Origin of the sequence: Polyangium sp. 15x6 (assembly GCF_029960785.1) — a bacterium.
Taxonomy (GTDB): Bacteria; Myxococcota_A; Polyangia; order Polyangiales; family Polyangiaceae; genus Polyangium.
In genome coordinates this window covers 1-24,595 of record NZ_JASBQE010000002.1, presented here as the reverse complement: position 1 = coordinate 24,595, position 24,595 = coordinate 1, and the positions used below count along the sequence as shown (strand labels likewise).

At 68.7% G+C, this 24,595-nt stretch carries 17 protein-coding genes; 13 read left to right on the top strand and 4 right to left on the bottom strand.

Annotation, left to right across the window (positions count from 1 at the left end; all coding sequences use genetic code 11):
- Positions 1–79 precede the first annotated feature (79 nt).
- On the bottom strand, positions 80–3,988 hold the full coding sequence (locus QHF83_RS01605; protein WP_282415951.1) for a serine/threonine-protein kinase: 3,909 nt from the start codon (positions 3,986–3,988) through the stop codon (positions 80–82).
- Between the two features lie 148 nt (positions 3,989–4,136).
- Here QHF83_RS01605 and QHF83_RS01600 point away from each other — a divergent pair, with 148 nt between their 5' ends.
- The 9 genes from QHF83_RS01600 (at position 4,137) to QHF83_RS01560 (ending at position 17,122) form a co-directional block, all read left to right on the top strand.
- Positions 4,137–5,333, top strand: coding sequence for a DNA alkylation repair protein (locus QHF83_RS01600; protein ID WP_282415950.1), 1,197 nt, complete (start codon positions 4,137–4,139; stop codon positions 5,331–5,333).
- 273 nt (positions 5,334–5,606) lie between these two features.
- Positions 5,607–6,173, top strand: coding sequence for a hypothetical protein (locus tag QHF83_RS01595; RefSeq protein WP_282415949.1), 567 nt, complete (start codon positions 5,607–5,609; stop codon positions 6,171–6,173).
- A 90-nt stretch (positions 6,174–6,263) separates the two neighbouring features.
- Entirely contained in the window at positions 6,264–7,433 is a 1,170-nt protein-coding gene (locus tag QHF83_RS01590; protein ID WP_282415948.1) for a hypothetical protein, read from the top strand.
- 15 nt (positions 7,434–7,448) lie between these two features.
- Positions 7,449–10,514 carry a tetratricopeptide repeat protein gene (locus QHF83_RS01585; RefSeq protein WP_282415947.1) on the top strand — a complete coding sequence of 1,022 codons (3,066 nt, stop codon included), beginning with the start codon at positions 7,449–7,451 and terminating at the stop codon, positions 10,512–10,514.
- Positions 10,515–11,147 carry a hypothetical protein gene (locus QHF83_RS01580; RefSeq protein ID WP_282415946.1) on the top strand — a complete coding sequence of 211 codons (633 nt, stop codon included), beginning with the start codon at positions 10,515–10,517 and terminating at the stop codon, positions 11,145–11,147.
- Positions 11,148–11,226: 79 nt separating this feature from the next.
- Positions 11,227–12,081, top strand: coding sequence for a hypothetical protein (locus QHF83_RS01575; protein WP_282415945.1), 855 nt, complete (start codon positions 11,227–11,229; stop codon positions 12,079–12,081).
- 72 nt (positions 12,082–12,153) lie between these two features.
- A complete protein-coding gene (locus tag QHF83_RS01570) occupies positions 12,154–13,359 on the top strand; it encodes an efflux RND transporter periplasmic adaptor subunit (RefSeq protein WP_282415944.1) in 1,206 nt (401 codons plus the stop codon).
- The gene (locus QHF83_RS01565; protein WP_282415943.1) at positions 13,356–16,469 is read left to right on the top strand and encodes an efflux RND transporter permease subunit; all 3,114 of its coding nucleotides are present in this window, start codon (positions 13,356–13,358) and stop codon (positions 16,467–16,469) included. Before QHF83_RS01570 ends, QHF83_RS01565 begins: the two co-directional genes overlap by 4 nt.
- Before the next feature lie 35 nt (positions 16,470–16,504).
- The gene (locus QHF83_RS01560; protein WP_282415942.1) at positions 16,505–17,122 is read left to right on the top strand and encodes a hypothetical protein; all 618 of its coding nucleotides are present in this window, start codon (positions 16,505–16,507) and stop codon (positions 17,120–17,122) included.
- A gap of 4 nt (positions 17,123–17,126) precedes the next feature.
- On the opposite strand, the gene QHF83_RS01555 is transcribed toward QHF83_RS01560, so the two are convergent.
- Complete coding sequence (locus QHF83_RS01555) at positions 17,127–18,608, bottom strand: C39 family peptidase (protein ID WP_282415941.1); 1,482 nt, start codon at positions 18,606–18,608, stop codon at positions 17,127–17,129.
- Between the two features lie 499 nt (positions 18,609–19,107).
- On the opposite strand from QHF83_RS01555, the gene QHF83_RS01550 reads away from it, so the two are divergent.
- Positions 19,108–20,193 (top strand): hypothetical protein, encoded by a 1,086-nt coding sequence (locus QHF83_RS01550; RefSeq protein ID WP_282415940.1) that lies wholly within the window; start codon positions 19,108–19,110, stop codon positions 20,191–20,193.
- 28 nt (positions 20,194–20,221) lie between these two features.
- Here the strand turns inward: QHF83_RS01550 and QHF83_RS01545 are convergent, their stop codons facing one another.
- Positions 20,222–20,671: a VOC family protein gene (locus QHF83_RS01545; protein ID WP_282415939.1), complete on the bottom strand. Its 450-nt coding sequence runs from the start codon at positions 20,669–20,671 to the stop codon at positions 20,222–20,224.
- Between the two features lie 368 nt (positions 20,672–21,039).
- Here QHF83_RS01545 and QHF83_RS01540 point away from each other — a divergent pair, with 368 nt between their 5' ends.
- The 3 genes from QHF83_RS01540 to QHF83_RS01530 all read left to right on the top strand — a co-directional run bounded on the left by QHF83_RS01540 (position 21,040) and on the right by QHF83_RS01530 (position 24,068).
- Positions 21,040–21,339: a hypothetical protein gene (locus QHF83_RS01540; RefSeq protein ID WP_282415938.1), complete on the top strand. Its 300-nt coding sequence runs from the start codon at positions 21,040–21,042 to the stop codon at positions 21,337–21,339.
- 36 nt (positions 21,340–21,375) lie between these two features.
- Positions 21,376–21,852 (top strand): hypothetical protein, encoded by a 477-nt coding sequence (locus tag QHF83_RS01535; protein WP_282415937.1) that lies wholly within the window; start codon positions 21,376–21,378, stop codon positions 21,850–21,852.
- Between the two features lie 515 nt (positions 21,853–22,367).
- Positions 22,368–24,068: a glycosyltransferase family 39 protein gene (locus QHF83_RS01530; protein WP_282415936.1), complete on the top strand. Its 1,701-nt coding sequence runs from the start codon at positions 22,368–22,370 to the stop codon at positions 24,066–24,068.
- A gap of 224 nt (positions 24,069–24,292) precedes the next feature.
- On the opposite strand, the gene QHF83_RS01525 is transcribed toward QHF83_RS01530, so the two are convergent.
- On the bottom strand, positions 24,293–24,595 hold a 303-nt coding region (locus QHF83_RS01525), incomplete at its 5' end, for a transposase (RefSeq protein WP_282415935.1).

The window sequence follows — 24,595 nt, the reverse complement described above, 5'->3', positions numbered from 1 at the left end:
GCCGGATCGATGCAACGTTTTCTTGCGTGCTACCGAACGAACCTTCCGCGTTCGAGCGGAGAAGCGTGTCGCGTCCGGATCAGGTGCCTGCCTGAAAATACCGGCCCAGGCGGTGGTACGCATACTGGACGATTCGATAGACCTCTTCGTTCCGGCGCACGAACGCCTCGCGATGGTGAGGCATGCGGATCGTGCGAACGCGCTCCTCCAGCGCGGTGAACGCAGCGTCGAGGACGGCGTTCGCCTCGTCGTCTTCGCCGACCGAGAGCAGGGCTTCGATCAGCGTCACGCGGATGCCCTCTTCCCACTCCTCGACGGGCGCGGAGGCGAGGCGCGCGTTCGCATCCCGAGCGGTCTCGACCGCGGCGTCGACGGCGCGCCGGGCGAGCTGGACGCGCGAGAGCGCGAAGAGCGCGAGAACCTGGAGCGCCGGCTGCGCGCGCGTCTCCTCGATGGCCCAGCGGGCCAGGCTCAGCGCGGTCGCGAGGTCGCCCGGCGCGCCGCGCCAGACGAGGAAGATCGTCTCGTAGATGCGCGTGTTCACCCGCAGGCGCGCGGCGTTCGTCTCGTCGGCGATGCGCGCAGCCTGGCGCTGGTGGTCGATGCCGAGATCGAGGTTGCCGAGGCGCGCGTAGCTCATGCCGAGGTTGTGCAGCGCGAAGGCCTCGAGGATCCGCATGCGGCGGGCGCGGGCGTCGAAGAGGGCGCGCTCCAGCATCGACTGCGCCTCCTCGAACATGCCGAGGTGGTTCAGCGCGGAGCCGACGTTCAAGCGGCCGCGCGTGGCGAAGGCGATGTCGCTGATGCTCTCGGCGACCTCGATCAGCGACGCGCCCGTGGTGACGACCTCGGAGGGATCGTTCATGTGCGCGATCGCGAAGAGCCGGGCGTCGAGGGCACGCACGAGCGCGTCGCTCGCGCCGGAAGCACGTGCCGCCTCGACCGCGTCGTTCGCCACGCGCATCGCCTCGCCGGGCTGCAGGCGATCGACGAGGCCGCGGACGCGCACCGCGAGCAGGCTCGCGCGGATCGGCGGCGAGAGCGTGTTCGCGTAGGGCGGCGTCAGGGCCTTGGCGGCGCGATCGTCGCCCTCGGCGGCGCGGCCCGACTCGATGAGCGCGGCCGCGGCGAGCCGTTGCGCCTCGCCCCACATGTCCGAGCCGCCCCGGGCGAGCTGCGCCGCCTCTTCGGCCGCGGCGATGCCGTCGAGGAGCCGCCCCATGAAGATCGAGAACTGCGCCCGCGCCACGAGGAGCTGGACGCGCACGTCGCCGGCCGCGCCGCAGGCGAGGCCGCGGTTCGCGAGATCGAGCGCCGTTTCGAGCTGCGCGCCGTTCGTGTAGGCCTGCTTCGTGGCCCGCGCGTAGAGCCTCGCTGCGCGATCGTGCGCGCCGCCCGCGTCGGCGTGCCGGGCGATGAGGCCCGCGTCCACGTCGCCCACGGATTCGAGCCAGTTGCCTGCGGCGAGGTGCAGCGCCGCGCGATCCTCGTCGAGGATCGCCTCGTACGCCGCGTCTCGCACGAGCGCCTGGCGGAAGATCCACTCGTCCTCGCCGGCGATGCGCGACTCCGGCTGGCGGGCCACGATCTCCGCCGCGTAGAGCTCGGACAGCTCGAGGCCCACGCTCCTGCCGACGAGCGCGGTCACGCCGCCGGTCCAGAACGACTGGCCGAACACCGAGGCCGCGCGGAGCACCTCGCGAACCTTGGAGGACATACGATCGAGCCGGAGCTGCACCACGGCCTGCACCGTGAGCGGCAGCTCGTTGCGGCCCTCGGCCGCGCAGCGGACGAGCTCCTCCAGGAACAGCGCGTTTCCGTCGGCGCGCTTGACGAGGTTCGCCCGCGTGGCCGCGTCCATGCCCGGCAGGGCCGCGGAGACCAGGCGATCGGCGGCGAGAGGCGAGAGCGGCGCGAGCCAGACGCGCGTGATGTTGCGGCGCTCCCAGAGCGTGCGGAGCCGTGTGGCGAGCTCCGTGCGGCCGAACGCGAAGACCGCGAAACGAATGTCCGCGCAGCCGAGCAGCCAGTCGACCATCTCGAGCGTCGTGTCGTCGGCCCAGTGCACGTCTTCGAGCACGAGCACCTGCGGCGCGCGATCCGCCTCGGCGCGGAAGTACGCTTCGAGCGCCATCCGCAGGCGCGCCTGCATGAGCTCGGCGCTCGCGCGCGCGGCCCGGAGCGGCTCGTCGTCCTGGTCCGGGAACGTCACGCCGACGAGCTCACCCAGAAAACCTGCCACGAACCGTTGTGCCGGCGGCAGGCGCGTGGCCACGTGCCTGCGCACCTTCAGCACCTGCTCGGCCGGCGCCTCGCCGTCCTGCAGACCCATCACGGCGCGGAGCGCGCGGCCGAGCGCGGACAGGCTCGACGTCTGGCTGAGCGAGTCGCCACGGCAGATCAGGAGCTCGGGGCGCACCGGCGCCACTTCGAGCCGCTGCACGAGCTCGCTTCGCACGCGGCTCTTGCCGATGCCCACGGCGCCGAGGACGAGCGCGCCGCGCGGCGTCGCGTCCTCCAGAAGCTCGCCGTAAATGCCCTGCAGGAGCGCGATCTCCTTCTCGCGTCCCACGGTCGGCGTGGGACGTCCGAGAAGCTGGCGCGCGACGAACCCGCTCGTGTCCTCGCGCAGGAGCACGCCTCCGCGCGCGTCGGGCTGCAGAACGAACCGACCTTCGAGCGCGCTCGCGGCGTGCGAGTCGACGCGGACCGTGCCCGGGCTCGCGAGCTCGATCTGCCCCACGGCGCGCTCGAGCGCCTGGCCGGCGAGGTTCGCCCGGCCGCGGATCGCCAGGCCAATCGCCACCGCGGCGCGCGCCGTCGGCAGCGCTTGCGTCACCACGAGCGCGGCGCGCGCGGCCCGCATCACCTCGTCGCCGCGCGAGTGCTCCACGCCGAGCACGGCCACCATCTGCTGATCGAGCAGCGGTTCGAGCCGCGTATCGTCTCCGAGCACGTCGCGCAGCTTCTGATGCACGTCGGCGCCGAGGCGCGCGCCGGCGAGGTCGAAGAGCACGGAGGCGACCACGCGGCGCTCGGCCGAACCGGGGCGCGAGGCGGGCACGGGAGGCGCGCCGGCGTCGGTGATGGTGATCGGCTTCTGGCCGGGGACGGCGCGGACCGCCGAGGCGCTGCTGCGATCGGCCGCGGGCGGATCGTTGCTCAGCTGGCCGACGCGGGCGAGGGCGCGGGCGAGCTCGCCGCTGTTCTCGAAGCGGTCCTCGCGGCTTCGCGCGACCGAGCGCAGGATCACCTCGGCGAGCGCCTCGGGCACGTCGAAGCGGATGCTCTGCGGGTTCGGCGGATCCTCCAGCACGAGCCGGCCGAGCAGCGCGATCACGTGCTCCGTCTCGAAGACGTTACGTCCCGTGACGAGGCGGAACAGCACCGCGCCGAGCGAGTACACGTCGGCGCGCTCGTCGATCGGCTCGCCGCGGGCCTGCTCGGGGGCCATGAAATGCGGCGTCCCGATGATCGTCCCGCGCTCGGTCTGGTACTCGTCCGGCACGGGCGGTTTCACCACGCCGAAATCGATCAGCTTGATCGCCGTGCCCTTGCCGCGGACGAGGAAGATGTTCGAGAGCTTCAGATCGCGATGAACCACGTTCCGCGCGTGGATCGCCGCCATCGCGGCCGCCGATCGCCGCACGACCTCCACCGCGTCGCGCATGCCGAGGGGGGCGCGGCGCTGCCGCTGGCCGAGGTCCTCGCCGTCGAGCCATTCCATCGCGAAGAACAGCCGCCCGTCGTTCCACGTCCCGTGCGTGACGTACTGGACGATGTTCGGGTGACGCAGGTCCGCGAGAATCGCGATCTCGCGCATGAACCGCACGCGCTCCTGCGGCGTCGCGCTGTCGCGCAGGATCTTCAGCGCGACCTCTTGTCCCGTGAGCTGGTCGGTCGCCTTGTAAATGTCCCCCATGCCGCCGCTGCCCGCGCGACCTTCGATGAGGAACCGGTCCGACGCCTGACTGAACTCCGGGACCACTGGGCGTACAGGCTACGCGAGGTCCAGTCCGCCTGGGTAGATTTCCGCACCCAAAAGGGGTGTGCCGCGCCTCGTCGGGCAGAATTTTTCGTCCCGAGCCGCCCTTGAGACTTCCCGCCAGGACTTCCACGTGCCATCGCGGCGCCTCATGGCCGAGCCCCTCAAGAACTTCTTCGACGAACGCCTCGTGCGCCGCATCGCCGCCTCGATCCAGGCCGCTTGGCCTGATTTTCCAGCGCGGTCGTTCATCGCGGAGGCCGGGGCTGGGCTCGACGACAAGGAGCTCAAGGCGCGCGGCCGCCACATCGCCGCGGCGCTCGGGCGCGCCTTGCCGGACGACTTCGAGCGCGCCGTGGACATCCTCCTCCGCTCCCTCGACACGCCCGCGTCCCGCGACGAGGGCGCGATGTCGAGCTTCTTCTACCTCCCGCACCTGACCTTCGTGGCGGAGCGAGGGCTCGATCACTTCGAGGCATCGATGCGGGCCCAGCACGCGCTCACCCAGGTGTTCACGGCCGAGTTCTCGATCCGGCCCTTCCTCCTCCGCGACCCTGCGCGCACGCTCGCGCGGCTTCGGACCTGGGCGACCGACCCGAGCGCCCACGTGCGCCGCCTCGTCTCCGAGGGCACGCGCCCGCGATTGCCCTGGGCCGAGCGCTTGCCTGCGTTCGTCGAGGACCCCACACCCGTCCTCGAGCTGCTCGAGCTCCTGAAGGACGATCCCGAGCCTTATGTTCGGAACAGCGTGGCGAACAACCTCAACGACATCGCCAAGGATCATCCGGATCGGATCGTCGCCTTGTGCCGCCGCTGGATGGAGGGCGCGGGGCCGGGCCGCGCGTGGATCGTCCAGCACGCGCTCCGATGGCTCGTCAAGCGTGGTCATCCCGGCGCGCTCGCGCTCCTCGGCGCCTCGGCCGCGCCCGAGATCGTGCTCGAATGCGCGAGCGTCACGCCGGCGAAGGTCTCGCTCGGCGAGGAGGCGCGATTCTCCTGTGAGCTCGTCTCGCGCGCGGGTGATCCGCAAATGCTCGTCGTCGACGCGGTGATTCATTATCCCGGCGCGACCGGAAAACATCGCCCCAAGGTCTTCAAGCTGCGCAAGATCGAGCTCTTGCCGTCGGGGCGGGAGCGGATCGAGGGGCGCGTAAAACTCGTCGATTTGACGACGCGCCGCCATTACCCGGGCGAGCACCGGATCGAGCTCCGGATCAACGGCGTGGATTTTTCGGTCGGCCAATTCGTGGCGATTGCATCGCGCGGTGGAGGAACGTCGCCATCGGGGCGCGCGAAACCGGAAAGTGGAGGCAATAAAGCTGCTTCGCCGCGTCGCAGCCGGACGTGAGCCCCGTCTCGATCCAGAAAAGATAATTTCCGAATGGCGGCGTGTTGCCTCACGAGGCCCTGTCGCTGACCCGCGGCGAACGAGGCGTACATTTGTCCACAATGATCCCGTCCGCGTCCTCCCGCACTTCGGACTGACCAGGTCGCGCGCGTTTCCTGTAAGGGCGGGTTCGCGCGGGGCACGGACACGTCCTTGTTTGCGAGCCCGCACCAGACGAGAATGTGACGGACGTCCCTGTAGCAGTTTCGCAGCGAGGGTGGTATCCTCGCCTCGATGTCGTTCATCCTCAAGTCCACGCCACCTCCGGCGCCGCCGAGCAGCGGCCGTGGTTCGGTGGCTCCTCCTCCGGGAGGCCTGTCGGCGCCGCGTGATACGGGCCGCCTCGCCTCGCTTTCGGGAGGCCTGCCGGCGCCGCGCGATACGGGCCGCCTCGCCTCGCTTTCGGGAGGTCAGGGCGTACTCGAGGGGGGGGTGCTCGACGTGTCGCGCTGGCCGCTCGTCGTCCTGGTCAATCACCCGCGCGCGAACGAGGCGCAAACCGAGCAGTTCGTGAAGAACCTCGGCCTCGTCCTCCGCAGCCGGGCCGGGAAGTTCGCGCTCTTGCACGATTATCGCGGGACGAAGGAGCTCTCGCCCAAGCAACGCAAGACGATGGCGGATCACCTCGCCCAGAACCTCGACGTCTATCGGCGCTGTGCTTCCTGCGCCTTCGTCGTCGACGCGGCCTTCCCCAAAGGCGCGCTCACGGCGATCTTCTGGATGACGACGCCGCCTTATCCCTACCGTATGTTCCCCGACGTCGAGTCCGCCGAGCGCTGGGCGCTGGGCAGCCTCGGCTGAGCAACCTGCGTCCTCGTAAAACGAAGGCGAGGAAACCGCAGGGCTGCTTTCCCGTTGTCGTCGCGTCGAGGTCGTGCGAGCGTCCCGGGCATGGGTCTGCCCTCGCACTGGTGGAAGGAGCGAAAACCTTTCCTCGACGCGCTCTTCGCGGAGACCGCGGGGGATTCGGGGCAACCCGGCAAAACGGGCTGGGCGTGGCTGAGCGAGCAGCAGAGCCGCGAGGCGTCCGCGCGGATCCAGGGCACGGAGGAGAGCGAGGAGGCGCCGCTCGGCGCGTGGATCCCGGCGGAGGCGCACGAGGCGTGTTTCGAGATGCTCGAAGGCGTCGTCCCGCTCGCGACGCGCGCCGATCTGCGCGGGGATCGCTGGATGCGAAAGATCCACAATCCCACGTTGTTCGGTGATCCCGCGCGGCCGGATCAGCTCTGGATCGCGCTGCACGAGACGGCGCCGCCGCCGCTGTGGATCCCCGCGGGCACGACGGCCGACTCCCTCGCCGCGGCGTTCACGCCGTACGTGTGGCCCGAGACGCAGGATCCATTGCCGTCCGTGATCGGTTTGCCCCGGAGCGTCCGGATTTTCCTCGGCACCGAGACCGAGATGGGCGCCGATTTCGACACCATCGTGCGCTTCTTCCAGGGCCTGCCCATGACCGACAGCCTGCCCTGGGGGACGCGGTTCGTCGCGGATCCGTGGCCCGATCACCCCACGGGGATCGCGCTCGTCGGGGCCGGATATCGAATGCCCGAGAACATGGAGCAAGCCGAGGGCGCCGTATCGAGCATCACGATGCGGTCGCGCCGCCTCGGCGCCGCGATCTCGGTCTCCACGCAGCAAAAGTTCTGCGTGCTCGAGGTCCGTTATGCCCCCGTCGCGCACGAGAGCATCCTGCCGCTGCTCACGCGGATCCTGCCGGGTTTGCCCAAGGGTTTGCCCTCGGACATGCCCGCCGACGCGCTCGCGGTCGTGGCACGTTTTCGCGGCTATCAGGCGGACGAGCTCCTCGGATTCGTGCGAAACCCGGAGGAAGAGCCGTCGCTCGGTTATCACGGGATGGCGTGCCTCGCGACGATGGGCGACGACGGCGCCGCCGTGCGGACGCTGCTCGCCGAGCTCGGGGGCCGCGGCGATCCGCGGCAGCGGGACCTCGGCTACCAGCTCGCTTCCATTGCGCGGCACAAGCGATTCCTCCACGAGGCGGTCCTTCGCGAGACGGACGCGGACAAACGCGAGGCTTTGAAAAACGCCCTCCGCCCCTGACCCTTCGAGGAAACCATGAGCGAACAAGTCGTGTATTTTCTGCGCGAGGACGTCTCGCTGCGCTCGATCTTCGAGGGCGTGACCCGCGAGGGTTTTCAGGTCGTGAGGCGCGCGCCGCGCCGGGGTGACGCGTCGCCGTTCTGGACCATCGACATGGGCGAGGGGCGGTACATGCTGCTCGTCGATTCCGGGCTCCTCGGCGTCCGGTTCATCGATTGGAAGAGCGGAAAGCCGATGCCCGCGTGGCTCGAATCCTCGGTCGTGCGTCGCACCGCCGACGAGCTCGCGGCGCGGGCCCGGGACGCGAAGACGCCCGAGGAAAAGATCGCCACGCTTTGCGAGGCCGTCGCGGCGTTCGCGCCGACGCTGCCCGACGGCATTCGCGCCGCCCTCGCGGCGAGGCTGCGTGATTCCGAGGAGGCCGTCCGCTGGATGGCGCACAAGGCCGTCGTGACGCTGTCCGACGCGTCGCTGGAGCAGACGCTCGGCGAGATGCTCGCGGGCGGGTCGGTGCCCGAGGACATGGAGAAATGGGCGCGGGAGCTCCACGAGCTCGCCGTCAGGGCCGTGCGCGGCGATTACACCGACGATCTCGAGACGGACAACGAGGATTACCTGCGCGACGCGCTCCGGCGGGATCTCACGGAGAAGAAATGGCGCCGCGTGGAGGTCGCCGCGGCGCGGCTCCTGTGGAAGGAGCTGCCGCTTTACGAGCTCGAAGCCGCGGCCGCGTGGGCGAAGGCGATGGCGGCGACGGGGCGCGTCTGGAAGGCGTATTTCGCGGCGTTGCTCGTCTCGGAGATCGAGCGCTCGCGAGGGGAGGAGGGCCTCGCGGCCGTCGTGCGGGCCGAGATCGAGCCGACGCTGGCCACGCGCGAGGATCTGCCGGCCCGGGAGGACCTGCACCCGATCCTCTGGATCGTGCGGGACCGATTGAATGACGATTACACGGCGGCCTGCGATCGCGCGATCGACGCGATGGACGCGCACGTGAAAAACTTCGAGGCCGAGCGGGTCCTCTTCCGGGCGATTTCGCAGCGCAATGGCCCCGAAGGCCGGCCGCTCGCGAAAAAGCTCCGGGACCTCTTGCCCGGCGCGATCACGCCGCTCGCGCTTCTCGCGTACCTGCACGCCTCGGACGACACGGGGGACGAGGCGCTCGCGGACGCCGAGGCGCTCGCGGCGGTCATGGCCCAGCGCGAGCTCGCGGCGCAAGGAAAGGCCGAACCGCCTTCGGCCGAGATCGCCTCGTTCGATACGTGGGCCGAGGGGATCCTCGCCTACCAGGCGCGCAGGCCGAAGGACCTCATCCGCGAGCACATCCGGATCTTGCAGAAGCGCGGCGATTACGAAGGCGCCCTGCGCGCCGCCGAGCGCGCGATCGCGGCCAAGGACTCGGCCCTCGCATGGATGGACAAGGGCTTCATCCTCACGTCGATGAAGCGCCACGCGGACGCGATCGCGGCGTACACCGAGGCGATCGCGCGTGTCGACAAGGACGGGCAGGTGCTGCTCGGCGGCAGCTACGACGTCCTGTGGTTCAACCGCGCCTGTGAACGCGCGATCACCGGTGATCGCGAGAACGCGCTCAGGGATCTCGCCATTGCCGTCGCGAAAGACGAGAAATGGATCGACAAGGCGCGAGCCGACGATTATTTCGATTCGGTCCGCGACGATCCGCGCTTCGAGGGGATCCTCACGGGGACGTACGAGCTGCCGCCGGAGAGCTCGCCGTTCGATTGGAAGACGCTCGCCGACCGCGCCAAGGGGCTCTCGTTCCTCGGGCGGTACGAGGAGGCGATCGCAGCCGGGCGCGAGGCTTTGCGCAAGGCCGAGAAGGCGCTCCCGCCGGAGGATCCGGGCATCGCGACGTGCCTCGAAAACCTCGGGTTCGCCGCGACCTGGGGCGGCGAACCGAAGGAGGGCGTGACAGCGCTCCGCCGCGCCGTCGCCATTCGCGAGCGAATCGACGCCGAATCCCGCGAGGCCGGGGAAGCCTATCACCACCTCGGAAGCGCCCTCGGAATGACGGGGGACGGCGCCGGGGCCGAGCTTCATTATGGCAAGGCGCTCGCGCTCCGCGAGAAGCACGACGGCGTCGAGAGCGCGATGGCGGCGAAGAGCTGGGGCGACATGGCCGGCCTCTCGCTCGGCGCGGGCCGGAGGGACGAGGGGATCGAGCGGCTCCGCAAGGCGCGCTCCATCCTCGAAAAGGTGAACGCGGGTTTCCTGGCCGAGGGGCGCGCGGCGGACGACGATTCGCTCGTCGAGGCGCGCGTGGATCTGCTCACGGTGTGCGGGAACCTGCTCCTCACGCACGCGCGGGGCGGCGAGCACGAGCCCGCGATCGAGGCGGCGCGGGGCGCCGTCGCCGAGGCCGTTCATCTGGGCACGCGTATCAACCCGAATCTCCGCAACTCCATTGCGCAGACCCTGCAAGCGCTCGCGGAGCAAGGGGTGGCGGGGGCGCTCGAGACCCTCGCAGCCCTGGCCGACGCGGTCCTGCCCAAGGAGCCCACGGAGGTCCTCGAATCACGGGCCCGCTGGTCGCGCATTCGTGCCGGACTGCAAGCGCTGCGCGAGGCCGGCTTCGGCGACGACTTCATCCTGGCGCGCCTCAAGGACGCGCTCCGGGGCGAGCCGCCTCCGCCCGCGGTGGCGCGTGTCGCGGGCGCGACCGAGGCGCTCTCCGGGTTTGTCCAGGAAATCGCCACGACCCAGGGCACCAACATCGTGGTCACGCTCATGGCGCTGCAAACGGCCGAGGCCGGCGGGCGCACGTTCGACGAGACGCTCCACGACCTGCAGGAGCTCGCCCTCGCCTCCGTCGCTGCGTCCGTCGAGAACAAAGGGCCGCAGAACGAGCAGGGCAAGCCCTCGAAGGGGAAGAGTGACGAGCCGCCCGCCTGGGAGCGCGATCCGTTCGGCAATCCGTACCTTGACAGCGAGATGAATCGGCGGCTCGGTTATGGCGACGAGGACGACGATTCCGGGTACGACGATTCCGGCGAGGGCGAAGAGGACGAGAGCGACGAGGACGGGTACGACGACGAGGACGAGGGGGACGACGAGGACGATTGAATGAGCGAGGGCCCCGGGAACGACGTACTCGCGACGCGCCGGCCGTATCTGGCCACGGCTTTCGTGCTGATCATGGGCAGCCGCATCGTCGGGGCTGCGCTGTCGCCGGTCCTGTTCGCGCATGCGCCGCTCGCGCTCCTCGCGCTCTCGCCGGTCCCCGCCCATCTCGTGCTCGTCGCGGGGGTCTCCTCGCCGATCGCGTACTGGGCCATCGCATTGCCCATCTGTGCCGGGCAATGCCTGCTCGCGTACCTGTTCGGCCGCTCCGAGGGGACACGCGCCTTGCGCTGGCTCGTCGCGCGGGGCGTCGCGTCCGAGGCGCGTGTCGAGCGTCTCATGAAGCCGGTGCGGATGAGCGCGTCCCTGCTCGTGCTCGTCATTCCGGGCCCCATCGCGAGCACCCTCGCGGGCGCGTTCGCCGCCCCGGCGCGCCTGCTCGTGCCCGCGATCGTCGTGTCGCAGACCCTCTGGGTCGGCCTCTGCCGCTTCTTCGGCGAGGCGCTCCTCCACTGGATCGCGGCGCTCCGGCAGCAGGTCGTCGAGCACGCCTTGCCCTTGACGCTCGTCACCGCGGCCATCGCGGCGTGGGTCCATTTCCGCAAGAAATGGACGAAGCGCGTCGAGCGATCGTGACTTTGGCTTGACGCGGGGGCCCTCTTCGCCCGACGCTGCTCCTCGCCGCGCCATCCCGCGCGTCCCGAGCGAGCCATCGATGGGACGAACCATTCGAGGACAAAAGGGTTTTTCCTACACGTACGTCGAGGACGAGCAGCCCGTGAACCTGCTCTACCTCGCGGCCGTCTCCGGCGCGGGGATGTCGCTCGTCGTGCCCGAGATGGTGGGGCTCGTCTCCGGGAACGACGCGCCCGTCTCGTGGAGCTGCCTCGCGCTCGGGCGCGCGCTCGTCGAGCGCGGGAAGGCGAGCCGGCAAGGCGAGCTCGGCGCGCTCCTGCGCAAGCTCGACGGCGACTTCCTTCGCGTCGACGATCCGCACCACGTCCCGCTCGAATTCGTGCAGGATGCGATGGCGGAGAACGTGGTCGCGCTCGTCGAGCGCATCGACGCCGAGTCCGAGCGCCCGCTCCTCGAGCTCACGCTCGCGGGGAAGTCCGGCTACCGTCTGCCGCGGGCCGACTGGCCCAAGATGCTGGTGTTCGTCAACGAGTCGCTGCCGCGCACGAAGCGGCTCGACCTCGGCATGCTGCGGGAGGCGGCGGGCAAGGGGCCGGGGGCGCTCGGGCCGCAATGGTCGTCGCTGCGCGGCAAGATCGATTTCCTCCCGTTCATGGGCCTCTCGGTCCTTTGCCACGCGGTGGAGCACGATCTCGAGGGCCTGCTCGTGTACGAGGACGAACCCGAGGTGTACGCCGAAGGGTTCTGGGATCTTTCGCTCGCCTGGCACGATTGGCTCGGGGACGCGGCCGAGACATCCGAGCCGAGTGCCCTCTTCGCGCGCGCGCTCGTCTCCCATTTCGCGGGCCGCAAGATCGATGCGCGCCGCCTGTTCCTTTCCTGCGCCGACGCAGGAGACAGGCGCGCGGCGAGGTATCTCGCGCTGGTTCGCTGATCCGGCGCGCGCGGGGAATCGCCCTGCTCGCCCGGCCGCGCATCCATAACGTCCCGCGCGGCATCGGACTCCGTGCGAGCCGTGATCGCCCTCCATCACCACCCGTACGCCGCGCGAATGCGAGCGTTCCTGCTCGTCCTCGCCATCGTCCTCCTCGGGCCTGCCTGCTCGCGCGAGCGAAAGAGCCCGGTCGAGCCGCCGAGAGCGCCCGTTCGTGTGGCCTTTTCGGAGGTGGCGACTGTGCCCATCGAGCTCTCCGCCATTGGCACGGTCGAGCCCTCGGCGAGCGTCGCGCTGCGGCCGCGGGTGACCGGGCTCGTCACGGCCGTCAAATTCCAGGAGGGCGCGGACGTGGCCGAGGGGGACGTGCTCTTCCTCCTCGACAAACGGCCCTTCGAGGTCGCCTTGCGCGAGGCGGAGGCGAACCTGGAGCGGAGCCGGACGCAGGCGGCAAACGCGGAGGTGCAGGCCGAGCGATACGAAGAGCTCGCGGAAGCGGGCGTGGAGACCCGGCAGACCGCCGAGCTCCGGCGCGCCGAGGCGCGGGCCGCGGCGGCGGCGGTGGACGCGTTTCGCGCGGCCACGGTCGCGCGGCGGCTCGACCTCGAATACACGACGATTCGCGCGCCCATCGCCGGGCGAACGGGCGGCATCCTCGTGCGGGAGGGCAATCTCGTCCGGGCCAACGAGACGGTGCTCGTGGAAATCGTCCGGCTCGCGCCCGCGTTCGTCTCGTTCGCCATTCCCGAGGCGAGCGTGCCGACCTTGCAGCGAGCGATGGCGAGTTCGTCCGGGCCGCTCCCCGTCTCCGCGGCGGCGGCGCCGTCGGGCGACGCGGGGACCCCGAGCAACGGCGAGCGCGGGACGCTCTCGTTCATCGACAGCACGATCGATCGCGCGACCGGGACCTTGCGCCTGCGGGCGACGTTCGAGAACACGTCGCGAACCCTCTGGCCGGGGCAATTCGTGCAGGCGACCGTGCGGCTCGGCGTGCAGGAGGGCGCGGTGGTCATCCCGTCGGAGGCATTGCAAACCGGGCCTTCGGGCACGTTCGTCTTCGTGGTCGGCGCGGACGAGACCGCAGAGATGCGTCCCGTGCAGGCGGGCGAACGTGTCGCCGGCGGGCGGATCATCGTGCAATCGGGGCTGTCCGGCGGCGAGCGCGTGGTCACGGACGGGCAATTGCGTATTCGGCCGGGCGCGAAGGTGACCCTCGTGGGCGAGGGCCCGAAAAGCAGCGCGGACGCGGCGCCGGCGCCGGGGCAGGAGGCGCGATGAACGTCTCCCGGCCTTTCGTCACGCGGCCCGTGATGACCACGCTCTCCATGCTGGCCATCGTGATCTTCGGCATCGCGGGCTTTCGCGCGCTCCCCGTGAGCGACCTGCCGAATGTGGATTTTCCGACCATTCAAGTGAGCGCGTCGCTCCCGGGCGCGAGCCCGGAGACGATGGCCGCGGCGGTGGCGACCCCGCTCGAGCGGCAGTTCTCGACCATCGCGGGCATCGACTCGATGACCTCGACGTCGGGCCTCGGCACCACGCAGATCGTGCTCCAGTTCGATCTCTCGCGCGACATCGACGCGGCGGCGCTCGACGTGCAATCGATGATCTCCCGGGCGGCGCGGAATCTGCCGCCCGACATGCCCACGCCGCCGAGCTTCCAGAAGGTGAACCCGGCGGAGTCGCCCATCATGTACCTGGCGCTCCACGCCGAGACGCTGCCCATGTCGGAGGTCTCCGAGTATGCCGAGACCACGATCGCGCAGCGCGTCTCGATGATCCGCGGCGTCGCGCAGGTCCTCGTCTTCGGCTCGCAGAAATACGCGGTGCGCATTCGGCTCGATCCGCAGGCGCTCGCCTCGCGCGAGATCGGCATCGACGAGGTCGCCGCCGCCGTCGCCCGCGAGAACGTGAATTTGCCGACGGGCGTGCTCGAAGGACCCGCGCGCACCTACGTCGTGCAGGCGAGCGGCGAGCTTTACCGGGCGAGCGCGTTCCGGCCGATCATCGTGGCGTATCGCGAAGGTGCGCCCGTCCGGCTGGAGGAGCTCGGCACGGTGCTCGACAGCGTCGAGAACGATCGCGTCGAGAGCCATTACGATGGCAAGCGGGCGATCGTCCTCGCGATCCAGCGACAGCCGGGGACGAACACGGTCGCCGTGGTCGACGCCGTGCGCGCGCTCTTGCCGGAGCTCCGCGCCGAGATCCCCGCTTCGGTCGAGGTCGCGACGCTCTACGATCGATCGATCTCGATCCGCGAATCCGTGGCCGACGTGGAGCACACGCTCCTCGTCACGATCGGCCTCGTCGTGCTGGTGATCGGCATCTTCCTGCGGGATCTGCGCTCCACGATCGTCGCGAGCGTGGCTTTGCCCGTCTCGCTCATCGGCACGTTCGCGGGCATGTGGGCGCTCGACTATAGCCTCGACAACCTCTCGCTCCTCGCGCTCACGCTCTGCGTGGGGTTCGTCGTGGACGACGCGATCGTGGTCCTCGAGAACATCTTCCGGCACCTCGAAATGGGCAAACCCCCGCTGAGAGCCGCGCTCGACGGCGCGGGGGAGATCGGCTTCACGGTCGTATCGATGACGACGTCGCTCGTCGCGGTCTTCGTCCCGGTGCTCTTCCTCGGCGGGATCGTGGGGCGTCTGCTCCGCGAATTCGCCGTGACCATGAGCATCGCCATCCTCGTCTCGGGCGTGGTCTCGCTCTTTCTCACGCCCATGCTGGCGAGCCGGTTCTTGCGGCCGAAGAAGGCGGACGAGGTCGAAAAGAAAGAAAAGGCGCACGGCGAGCCGTCCGGGCGGATGGATCGCGCGTATTCGCGTAGCCTCGGCTGGGTGCTCCGGCACCGCTTCGCCACGCTGATGGCCTCGTTCGTGCTCTTCGGGGGGACGATCGTGCTCGCCGTCGTCGTGCCGAAGGGCCTCTTTCCGAGCGAGGACACGGGGCAGATCTTCGCCCTGACGCGCGCCGCGCAGGGCACGTCGTTCGAGGCGATGAGCCGGTATCAAGCGGCCGCGGCGGACATCGTGCGCGCGCACCCGGGCGTCTCGTCGGTGATGTCGAGCCACGGCGCCGGCGGGCCGAGCGGATCGGGCAACACGGGCCGGCTCTTCATTCGATTGGAGGATCGAGACGAGCGCGACGGCAAGAAGCCCGAGCAGATCATCGCCGAGCTCCGGCCCGAGCTCGCGAAGATCCCGGGGCTCGAAGTGTACCTGCAGAACCCGCCTCCCATTCGCCTCGGCGGCCAGCTCACCCGCGCCCTTTATCAATTCACGCTCACGGGCGCGGACGTGGACGAGCTCTACGACGCGGCGGCGGATCTCGAACAGGCGATCCGCGGGATCCCGGGGCTCATCGACGTGACGAGTGATCTCGAACGAAGGACGCCCGAGGCCACGCTCGTCATCGATCGGGACCGCGCGGCGACGCTCGGCGTGTCGGCGCAGAGCATCGAGGAGGCGCTGTTCTCGGCCTATGCGGGGCGGCAGGTCTCGACGATTTACGCGCCGACGAACCAGTACCGGGTGATCCTGGAGCTCGATCGGCGCTTCACGCAGGATCCGAGCGCGCTCGGGCTCTTGTACGTGCGCGCGGCGAGCGGGGAGCTCGTGCCGCTCTCGGCGGTCTCGCGGACGGAGGAGGGCGCGGGGCCGCTCAGCGTCAATCACCTCGGGCAATTGCCCTCCGTGACGATCTCCTTCAACCTGGCCCCGGGCGCGCCGCTCGGGGAGGCGGTCGCGCGGGTGTCGGCCCTCGCGCGGGAGCGATTGCCCGATACCATCGGCACGCAGTTCCTCGGCAGCGCCGAGGTGTTCCGGGAATCGGTCGGCAATCTCGGGCTCCTGCTCGTGCTCGCGATCCTCGTGATTTACGTGGTGCTCGGCATCCTCTACGAAAGCTTCGTCCACCCGGTCACGATTCTCTCGGGTTTGCCCTCGGCGGGGTTCGGCGCGCTGCTCGCGCTGCTCGTCCTCGGCCAGGAGCTCAACGTGTATTCGTTCGTCGGCATCCTCCTGCTCGTGGGTATCGTCAAGAAAAACGCCATCATGATGATCGATTTCGCGCTGGAGGCGGAGCGGCGGGAGGGAAAGCCGGCGGCGGAGGCGATCGTTCTTGGGGCGCGGATTCGCTTCCGGCCGATCATGATGACCACGATGGCGGCGCTCGCGGGCAGCTTGCCGATCGCGCTCGGGTTCGGCGCGGGCGCCGAGTCGCGGCGGCCGCTCGGCATTGCGGTCGTCGGCGGGCTCGTGGTGTCGCAGCTCCTCACGCTCTACATCACGCCGGTGATCTACACGTATCTCGACGCGGCCGAGAAGCGGGCGCGCGAGGCGCTGGCCGAACGGAGGGCGCGGCGGCTCGCGCGAAGTTCGCCTTGACGGGCGGGCTCGCGTCGGGCGAAGTGGCGGGCGCCATGAGAGCCATCACGATAGCGAGCGTCCTCGGGCTCTGCGCCGGCTGCGGGGGCGCGGCGGCGCCGCCCCCGTCCCCGCAGGACGTCGCGAAGGTGCGCGCGGAGTACGAGGCCCAGGCCGAGCGCAACCTGGAGCGAGCCCTCGCAGAGCAGCACCAGCGGGACAACCTGAAGCCGCTCAGCGTGAAAAAGATCGCCCACGGGCCGGGGAATCCACCGAACTGGAAGCCGCCGGGGTCGCCGGATGCGCCGTACAAGCACCGCTACATCCCGAAGGTGGGCGAATTCGTGCAGCTGAAGCCGGAGGATCACGTCCAGTTTCACGGCTCGTTTTGCATGATCGGGTCGAGCTGCGGCTGCCAACGGGAGATGAAGTATCATTTCGCCGAGAAGCCGGACGGGACCCTCGTGGTCCTGGTGCCGGAGGCGCAGCAGAAGGTCCACACGATCACCTACGATGGGCCGTGTTCCTTCGGCTGCGGTCAGCCGGGCAGTGGTCCCATGGTCAGCATATGGGAGTTTCCGACCACCGACTTCGATCGTGTGACCGGGATCGTGGTGCCGTTCGAGAGGCACGTCGTCGTCGAGACGTGCACGAAGCCGATCCCCGCGCCGTGACGTTTCACGGGAACGAGAGCCCGAGCACGTAGGCCTCCCAGCGCTTCTTGAAGGCCGCCATGTCCTCCTCGCCGAGCACGCGGCGGAGCGTGTCGTAGCCCGTGGGATCCTTTTCGCGGTTCGTGTGGAATTCGCGATAATAGCGGACGAGCAGGCCCTTTCCCTGGAGGTAATGGAGGAGGTAACGCGAGGCGGCGTAATGGACGCCGTAATCGCCCTCGTAAAACGCGCTGTCGTTCATCGCGGTGAGCGCGCGGATGGAGGGGACGCGGTTCTCGGCGATCGCCGATTGCAGGCCGCGCAGGCGCCAGTTCGTGTAGCCGTAGATCCGGCCGTCCTCCTCGCCGCTCTGCTCGTAGAGGGAGCCGAGCCCCTCGTTGAACCAGGGCGGGCAGTCGGGGAAGTTCGCCTCGATGAACGGGTGCACGATCTCGTGCACGAGCGTGCCGCCGCCCGTCGCGATGTTCATGACGAGCGCGCCGTGCTTCGAGGTGTAATACCCATACGGCGTGGTCGGCTTCTCGCCGAAGAGCGTGAGCGCATTCCGCTCGTAGCTCGGCGCGTCCTTGAAGAGCCACACGACGAGGATGCGCGACGGGTCCTTGGCGAAATAGTCTTTCTTGAGCTTCTCGGTTGCCCAGCGGACCGTGCCCTCCGCGCCCCTGCGCACCTGGGGCTCGGGGCCGTCGCCGACGACGATGAACGGAGGCTCGACGAAGACGGTGAAATTGCCGCGCAAGCGCGAGGTCTTTTGCTTGACCGCCATCACCTTTTGCGCGTAATCGGCCGGGGAAAACCCCGGTTTGCGCGGCGTCACCTTGGCGAGCTCGAGATCACGCGGGGCGAGGCGCAGCCGAATCGCAGTCCACGCATCCTTGTTGTACTTGAGCGGCCAGAGCGAGAGGAAACGCGACCGCGACATGCGGCGATACGCGCCCGCGTCCTCGGCAGGCTCGTGATAGATGATTTCGTCCCGCGAGGAGTCATAACCGACGACGAGGCGGAAATGCTCCGTGGTCGTGGGCGTCTCGTCGTAATGCATGCAGACAATCGAGGGGATGCCCTTCTGGAGATCGGCATGGAGCGCTGCAAGCTCGGCCCCGAGCGCTTCGTCGGCCTTCGCGGCGTCGATGCGGATCCACACAGGCCCGGGCTCAAAGCCGACGGCCTCGACGGCTTGCTTGAGCTCGGCCGTATAGGCGCCGCGGCCGAGCGCCGGATCGAGGCCAGTCCTCGCGAAGATTTCGTCCTGATCGAGCGGACGGCCAAGCCGCGCGAGCGCCATGGAGACGCAAGCCTCGCCGCAGAAATCAGGCTTTTGCCGTACATGCGGCATGCCTTCGAGCAGGACGGTCTCGAGGTTCTGGCGCGCGAGCCCGAGCGGGGCAGGGGCAGCGACCTGTTCAGGCGGTGGAGGCGCGGAGGAGCGGTTGCAGGCGACGATCAGGAGCGGGGCGAGGAGGGCGAGAAGGCGAGCGGGCGGCATCGATGGACTCCGAGCATGGTTGGACGCGCGAAGTTCCCAAGGTTTGGATCCCTGGGGCCGCTTCGCCGGGGCGCTGCCCCGGACCCCGCGGGGGCTGTCCGCCCCTCGACCCGGACCAGGGCAAGCCCTGGACCATTTGGGGAAGAACTGCGCGATGCGCAGTTCTTCCCACGGGCCCGTTGTGTTGCCAGTCGAAATGGCAGCGCGGCTGTCTTGGTTGGCGGGGGTCGTTCCTCGGCCTGTTCGATGAACTGCGCGGAGCGCAGTTCATCGACCCCGGGTCCAGCGCTTGCGCTGGTCCGGGTGCAGGGGCGGATAGCCCCTGCTCGGGTCCGGGGTGAAACCCCGGCGCTACGCTGTGCCAGCACCCAATCGCGTTTTCCATTGACAGGAGGTTGGTGTCCTGGTTCCCGGAGACGTGCAGACGATGACACGTGCAGCTCGCTTCTCTTCGTGGCTCGGCGTTTTTCTTGGCGCGGTTACGTCCTGCGCTCAGCCCATGACGCCGGCGGATCGGTCGACGGAGCCGTGTGCGAAGGGCGGTGTCGTCCGGATCGCGCCGATGGCCTCGCTCGGCCAGGATCCGGCGCCCTTCCGGCTGGAGGCGCGAACGCCACGCGCCATGCATGCGTGTGATGCGCCGAAGCCCATCGTGTACCGCTTCGAGCGGGAGTCGTCGGACACGACGGTCCCGCTGCGCGCGGTGAGCATGGCGCAAAAACAGGCCTTCGCCGTCGGCGACCGTGGCGTGGCGCTTCGGCGTGATGCCGTGAAGGGCTGGTTGCGCGAGTCGACGGGCACCACCAAGGACCTCTACGCGATCGTGGGCGCGCCGACGCAGCCGATGGGCGAGGTGGACGTGCATGTCGCGGTCGGCGCGCACGGCACGGCGGTCGCACGCATGGCCGATGGAACTTGGCGCATCGAAGAGACGGGCACGGACAAGGATCTCCTCGGCCTGTATCACGATCGGGCGCTCACGCTGGCGTTCGGCGCCGGCGGGGTGATCCTGCAGCGCGTCGGGAACGGCACATGGCGGCCGGTCCCTTCGAACAGCACGGCGGATCTCCACGCGTTCAATCCCTGCGATCCGCATCGGTTGTGCGTGCTCGGCTCCGCAGGCGCGATCGTCGAATGCGAGCAGCCCCAATGGGAGGTTTCCTGTACCCCGAGGCCGTCCTTCGCCGGCGGGGATCTGCCGGCGGACTTCATCAATGTCATTCACAGGGACGCCAACGTGGTGATCAGCCGCGATATATCGACGGATGGGGCGAACCCGCTGTCCGTCTGGAAGACGTGGCTCCGCGCCGGCAGCTCCGCGCCGCCTGCCGATGCCCTGGAAGCCGCCTGGGAAAATAACATGTCCGGCGACAACCTCTTGGTCGGCCGCGGGGGCGCGGTATGGCGCAGCTCGGTGGAGAAGGGCAAACGGACCCTCGAGCGGCTCGCGGTGCCTTTCCGCATGGATTTTCACGGCGTCGTGTTCGACGGGGCCGACGGCTTCCTGGTGGGCGATGACGGGACCATCGTGCACCTCGCCGTGGATGGGCTCGCAGCGACTCTCTACGAGAACGTGGGGCGGTGAGTCGAGGGCGAGCTCGGGCAGGGCGTGTTCAGCGAGGGAATCTGCTCGAAACCGCGGCTCCTGCGACCTCTTCCGAGACGCCGTTCAGCTTGGAGGACGGGTCGCTGCCATACGGGCGGGTGAATGCCTCCATGCCGTGACCCGAGGGATCGAAGAAGTACACACCCCGCCCACCGTCGTTGCGGTTGATCCGGCCCGGCTCCCGGCCATGCGGATCTGCCCAGATGGGAATCTGGCGCTGCACGAGGCGTGCGAGGATCTGGTCGAACTCCTCCTCGGAGACGAGGAAGGCGTAGTGCTGTATCGGGATGTCGATGTCGACGGTCAGGAAATCCAGCGTGACGCCATTGGCGGTGGAGACAGGCAGGAAGGGCCCGAACGGCGGGCTCACCGAAAGGCCGAGGATCTCGGCCAGGAAATGAGCGGATTTCTCCCGGTCACGCGAGAGAACGATGGTGTGATTGAATTGGATGGCCACGGCTTTTTGTCCCCCAGCTTCGATGCATCATCGTGCCTCATGCGGGGCACGTTGACAAATCGCTTCATGGGGCGCCGCGCCGGGGCGCCGCCCCGGACCCCGGCAGGGGCTATCCGCCCCTGCACCCGGACCAGGCACGGCCTGGACCGAGGGTGGAAGAACTGCGCGATGCGCAGTTCTTCCAACGGACCGGTGGGACCGCGCTGCCGATCGAAATGGTAGCGCGGCTGTCTTGGTCGGCAGGGTCGTCGCTGGTCTTGCCTCGGCCTGTTCGATGAACTGCGCATCGCGCAGTTCATCGACCCTGGGTCGGCACCGGCCCCGGCATTGTGAGGACAGTCCAGTTCGGGTCACGCTCGAACATCCCGATGCCGGGCCACAACCTGATCGACGACGCCGGCGCGGATCTGCTCGTCTGGGACCGCGTCGACCGGACGTACCACTGGCGGTCGCTCGCGGGCACGACGCCGCCGGACGAACAAGAGATGGGGCTCGGGATCCGGCTCGTGCCGATCGTGGCCAAGCTGAGCAACGCGTCCACGCCGGATCTGGCCGTGTACGACATGGAATCGGCGGTGCTGACGTGGTTCGACGCGCACGATACGAGTCCTCGGGTGAAGCGCCAGCAGACGCTGTCCTCCGACTTCATCCCCGCGGCCACGGGGTGACTCACGCAGCGGGCCGCGGTGGTGCCGCTCGTCGGGATGAAGCTCTCGTCCGGGCAGGACCGGCTCGCCTTCTGGCTGCCGGGAGATGGTCACTGGACGCTGCTCACGCCCAATCCCCCCGCGACGAACGGCGCGGTGACCTCGTTCTCGACCAACTCGTGCCTGTTCGGAATGGAGGTGACGGACCTCCCGGTGCCTGGCATCGACAGGAACGGCGACGGCGAGTCCGACTTGCTGATCTGGCGCACGAGCGGCAATGACGGGGAGCTCCACTGGAGAACGAGCGGGTGCGGCGCCGACGACTGGTGGGGGTATTCGACACCCGAGCGATCGCGCGTGCACACGATCCCCGTGGCAGACATGTCATCGCCGCCGGATGGCAAGCCGGACCTGATGGTGCTGGAGCCGGACGACGGCGGGAACGTGATCCGGGTGCTCGACTCGAACACCGGGTTCACGACGTGGATCTCCGGACTCCCGACGCTCGCCACGGCGCGCTCCGTAATGCTCTGATTGCACGAGTCGGGGCGGCGGCGCTCTACGAACATCGTTTGGGGCGAAGGCGGCGCCGGGGGGGCATCGGCGAGTTGCGCGAGGCCGAGCACATTGGTGGCGACCGTGTTTTGTCGCGATCCGTGTAGGTTCGGCCTCGCCCATGTTCGACGGACATGGGGCAACGAAAGGATCGGGGATATGATGCCAAGGCGACAAGGGCTGTTCGACCTGCCTCCACCGGATTTTCCGTGATCACTTCGGCCCCAACCGTGAACGGGTGGCGCGATCTTGGCGAGGCGCTTCCGTGCGGGCGCAGTCGCGCATGGTCGTCGCCCGTCGATCCTCGATGTCGAGGTTCCGACCCTTGCGTGCCCCGCCGTCCCATGCGAAAGCAGCCGCACCTGCCCACGCACATGCTTGAAGCACATCGTGAAACGCCGGAAGGCCAGGCCCGCCCAGGGGTGAAACAACGGCTGCAGCGATGGGGGCAACGCGTCTTCTCGCGGCGCCGAACGTGGCTCCCCCTGCTCGCCGTGCTGGCCTTCGTGGTCTTGCTCGGCGCGGCCGGAGGGCCGCCCTTCATGCACCCGGATTCGCTCGCGCAGCAGGCGCTCGAGACCTACACGAATCACGGCAAGCCGAAGGCCTACCACTACCCCGCCCTGACGGTGTACGCCAACCTGGGGATGTACTGGGCCACGTACATGTTCGCGAAAGCCCAGGGCTCGGTCTCGAGCTTCGCCGCTTTCATGTCCCAGCAATGGTCGAGGACCATGTCCATTGGCTCGATGCGGCTGCCCTTCACGCTGCCCGGGCATATCCTGACCCTGTGCTTCAGCGTGGTGGGGTTGTTTTCGACCTACGTAAGTGGCTTCCGGCTCGGCGGTCGCCGGAACGTGGGCTGCCTCGCCGCGCTCCTCACGGGGACGTCGCTGTTATGGGTGCAGCAATCCCACGTGGATACCGTGGACATCCCCCTCGCGGCCATGTGTATGCTTGCCCTCGCGTTGACGTTGGTCTGGGTCGATCGAGAGGACAAACCGCTCTGGGTATCTCTGCTCATCGGGGTGGCGACGGGTCTCGCGGCGTCCGCGAAGTACAACGGCGCGATCGTGGGCGCGGCATTCGCAGGGGCCGCGCTGCTCACATTCAAGACCCAGATCTGGAAGACGCTGCTGCACGGCCTCGTGGCCTCCGTGGGCGCCGCGGCGACCTTCCTGGGGACCAACCCGTACATCGTGCGGGATTACGCGATCTTCAAGAGAGATTTTCTCTATGAAAAGGAGCACGCCTACAAGCTCGGTCACTTCGGCCACGATACGTTGAACCCCTGGCTCGACAAGAGCCAGGCGCTCGCGACGGGGTGCGGGGTGGTGCTGCTTTGCCTCGCTGCGGTGGGCCTCGTGGCGTTTTTGCGGGATCGGCAGGTCGCGGCGCCGAAGAAGGCAGGGATCATCCTTTTCGTGGCCGCCTTCGTGGTGGTGGTCTTCCGATCCATATTGTCGTTTGATCGGTACGTGTTGCCCCTGGTGCCGGTGGTCGGCATTCTGGCCGCCGTGGGCGCGCGGTTCCTCCTTCAACGAGCCCTCCGCGATGCTCCGTGGAAGGCCGCCCCGACCCGGTCGCGCGTCCTCGCCGGCGGCGTGGGCTTCCTGGTCGCGGCGGCCTTGCTGCCCAATCTATGGCGCTCCATTCGGCATGATCTGCTCCTCTCCCGGATGGATACCCGGGAGCAGCTCATGGCCATCATGCGAGAGGCGAGGACCCGGTCGAGGATCGCGTCGAGCACCTACACGAATGCATGGGTCAACCAGCCGGCGGCCCGGTCCAGCAACACCCTCCTCGACCTCGGCGGCCCGTCGACCCTCAACAAGTTCGACCTCGTGGTGCTCGACAGCTTCACCAACGACCGGTACGTCTGGGCGCTCAAGCGCCCGCAGATGAACGCTGCGTTCCGGCGGAAAGTCAAGGAGCTGGCCGGATGGCATGCGCTCGTCATCAGCCCCTACGATCGGCCCAAGAACGAAGTGCCTTACGCGAATCACTCGCTGTATACACCGGCCATGCCCGATCTGCCGTACCGGCGTTTGCCGGGCCCCTACATCGAGATTTACGCGAGCGACCGCGCCCGGCTGGACGAGCTTCAGGAGGCGTGTGAGAAGAAAGGTTTCACCTGCGCGACGATGACGGCGTCAGAGGTCTTTTACTATTCGAAGGCGACGGCCGCACGGTAACCTAATTCTACTGCGGGACATTAGAATCAAGCAAGAGGGGTTGGCGCATGTTGGTGGCGTGGGATGGCGGCTCTCTACAGGAGGACCCGTGCATGACATCGCCGGTGCGGTGACAGAATGGGCACCGTGGCAGCCACGCAATGAGCGCGCGAGCGATGGCGATGCGGATGGTGGCGAAGGAATCGGCGAAGTGGCGTGCTGGGCGCGAAGGGGTGCGCGTCGTTTTACGCTTGCCTTCGGGCCGAGGGGGGAAAATGCCGCATACGCTCGACGACGACGAAGGCGTAGCAGCACAGGACGACGGAGACGTGATGATTCCACCCGGGGAACGAGCGGCCCTCGAAATGATCGAGGCCGAGCTCTCCCTTGAGCTCCTCGTAGACGATCTCCGTTCGCCACCGCTCCTTGATGATCCGGATGATTTGCTTTTTCGTCATGCGGCGTGAGAGCGTCGTGAGGGCGAATTTCGTCGGCTCGACCTCGCCATCCGGCCACTCCATGACGAGCCAGAGCGGCTCTTTTTCGTC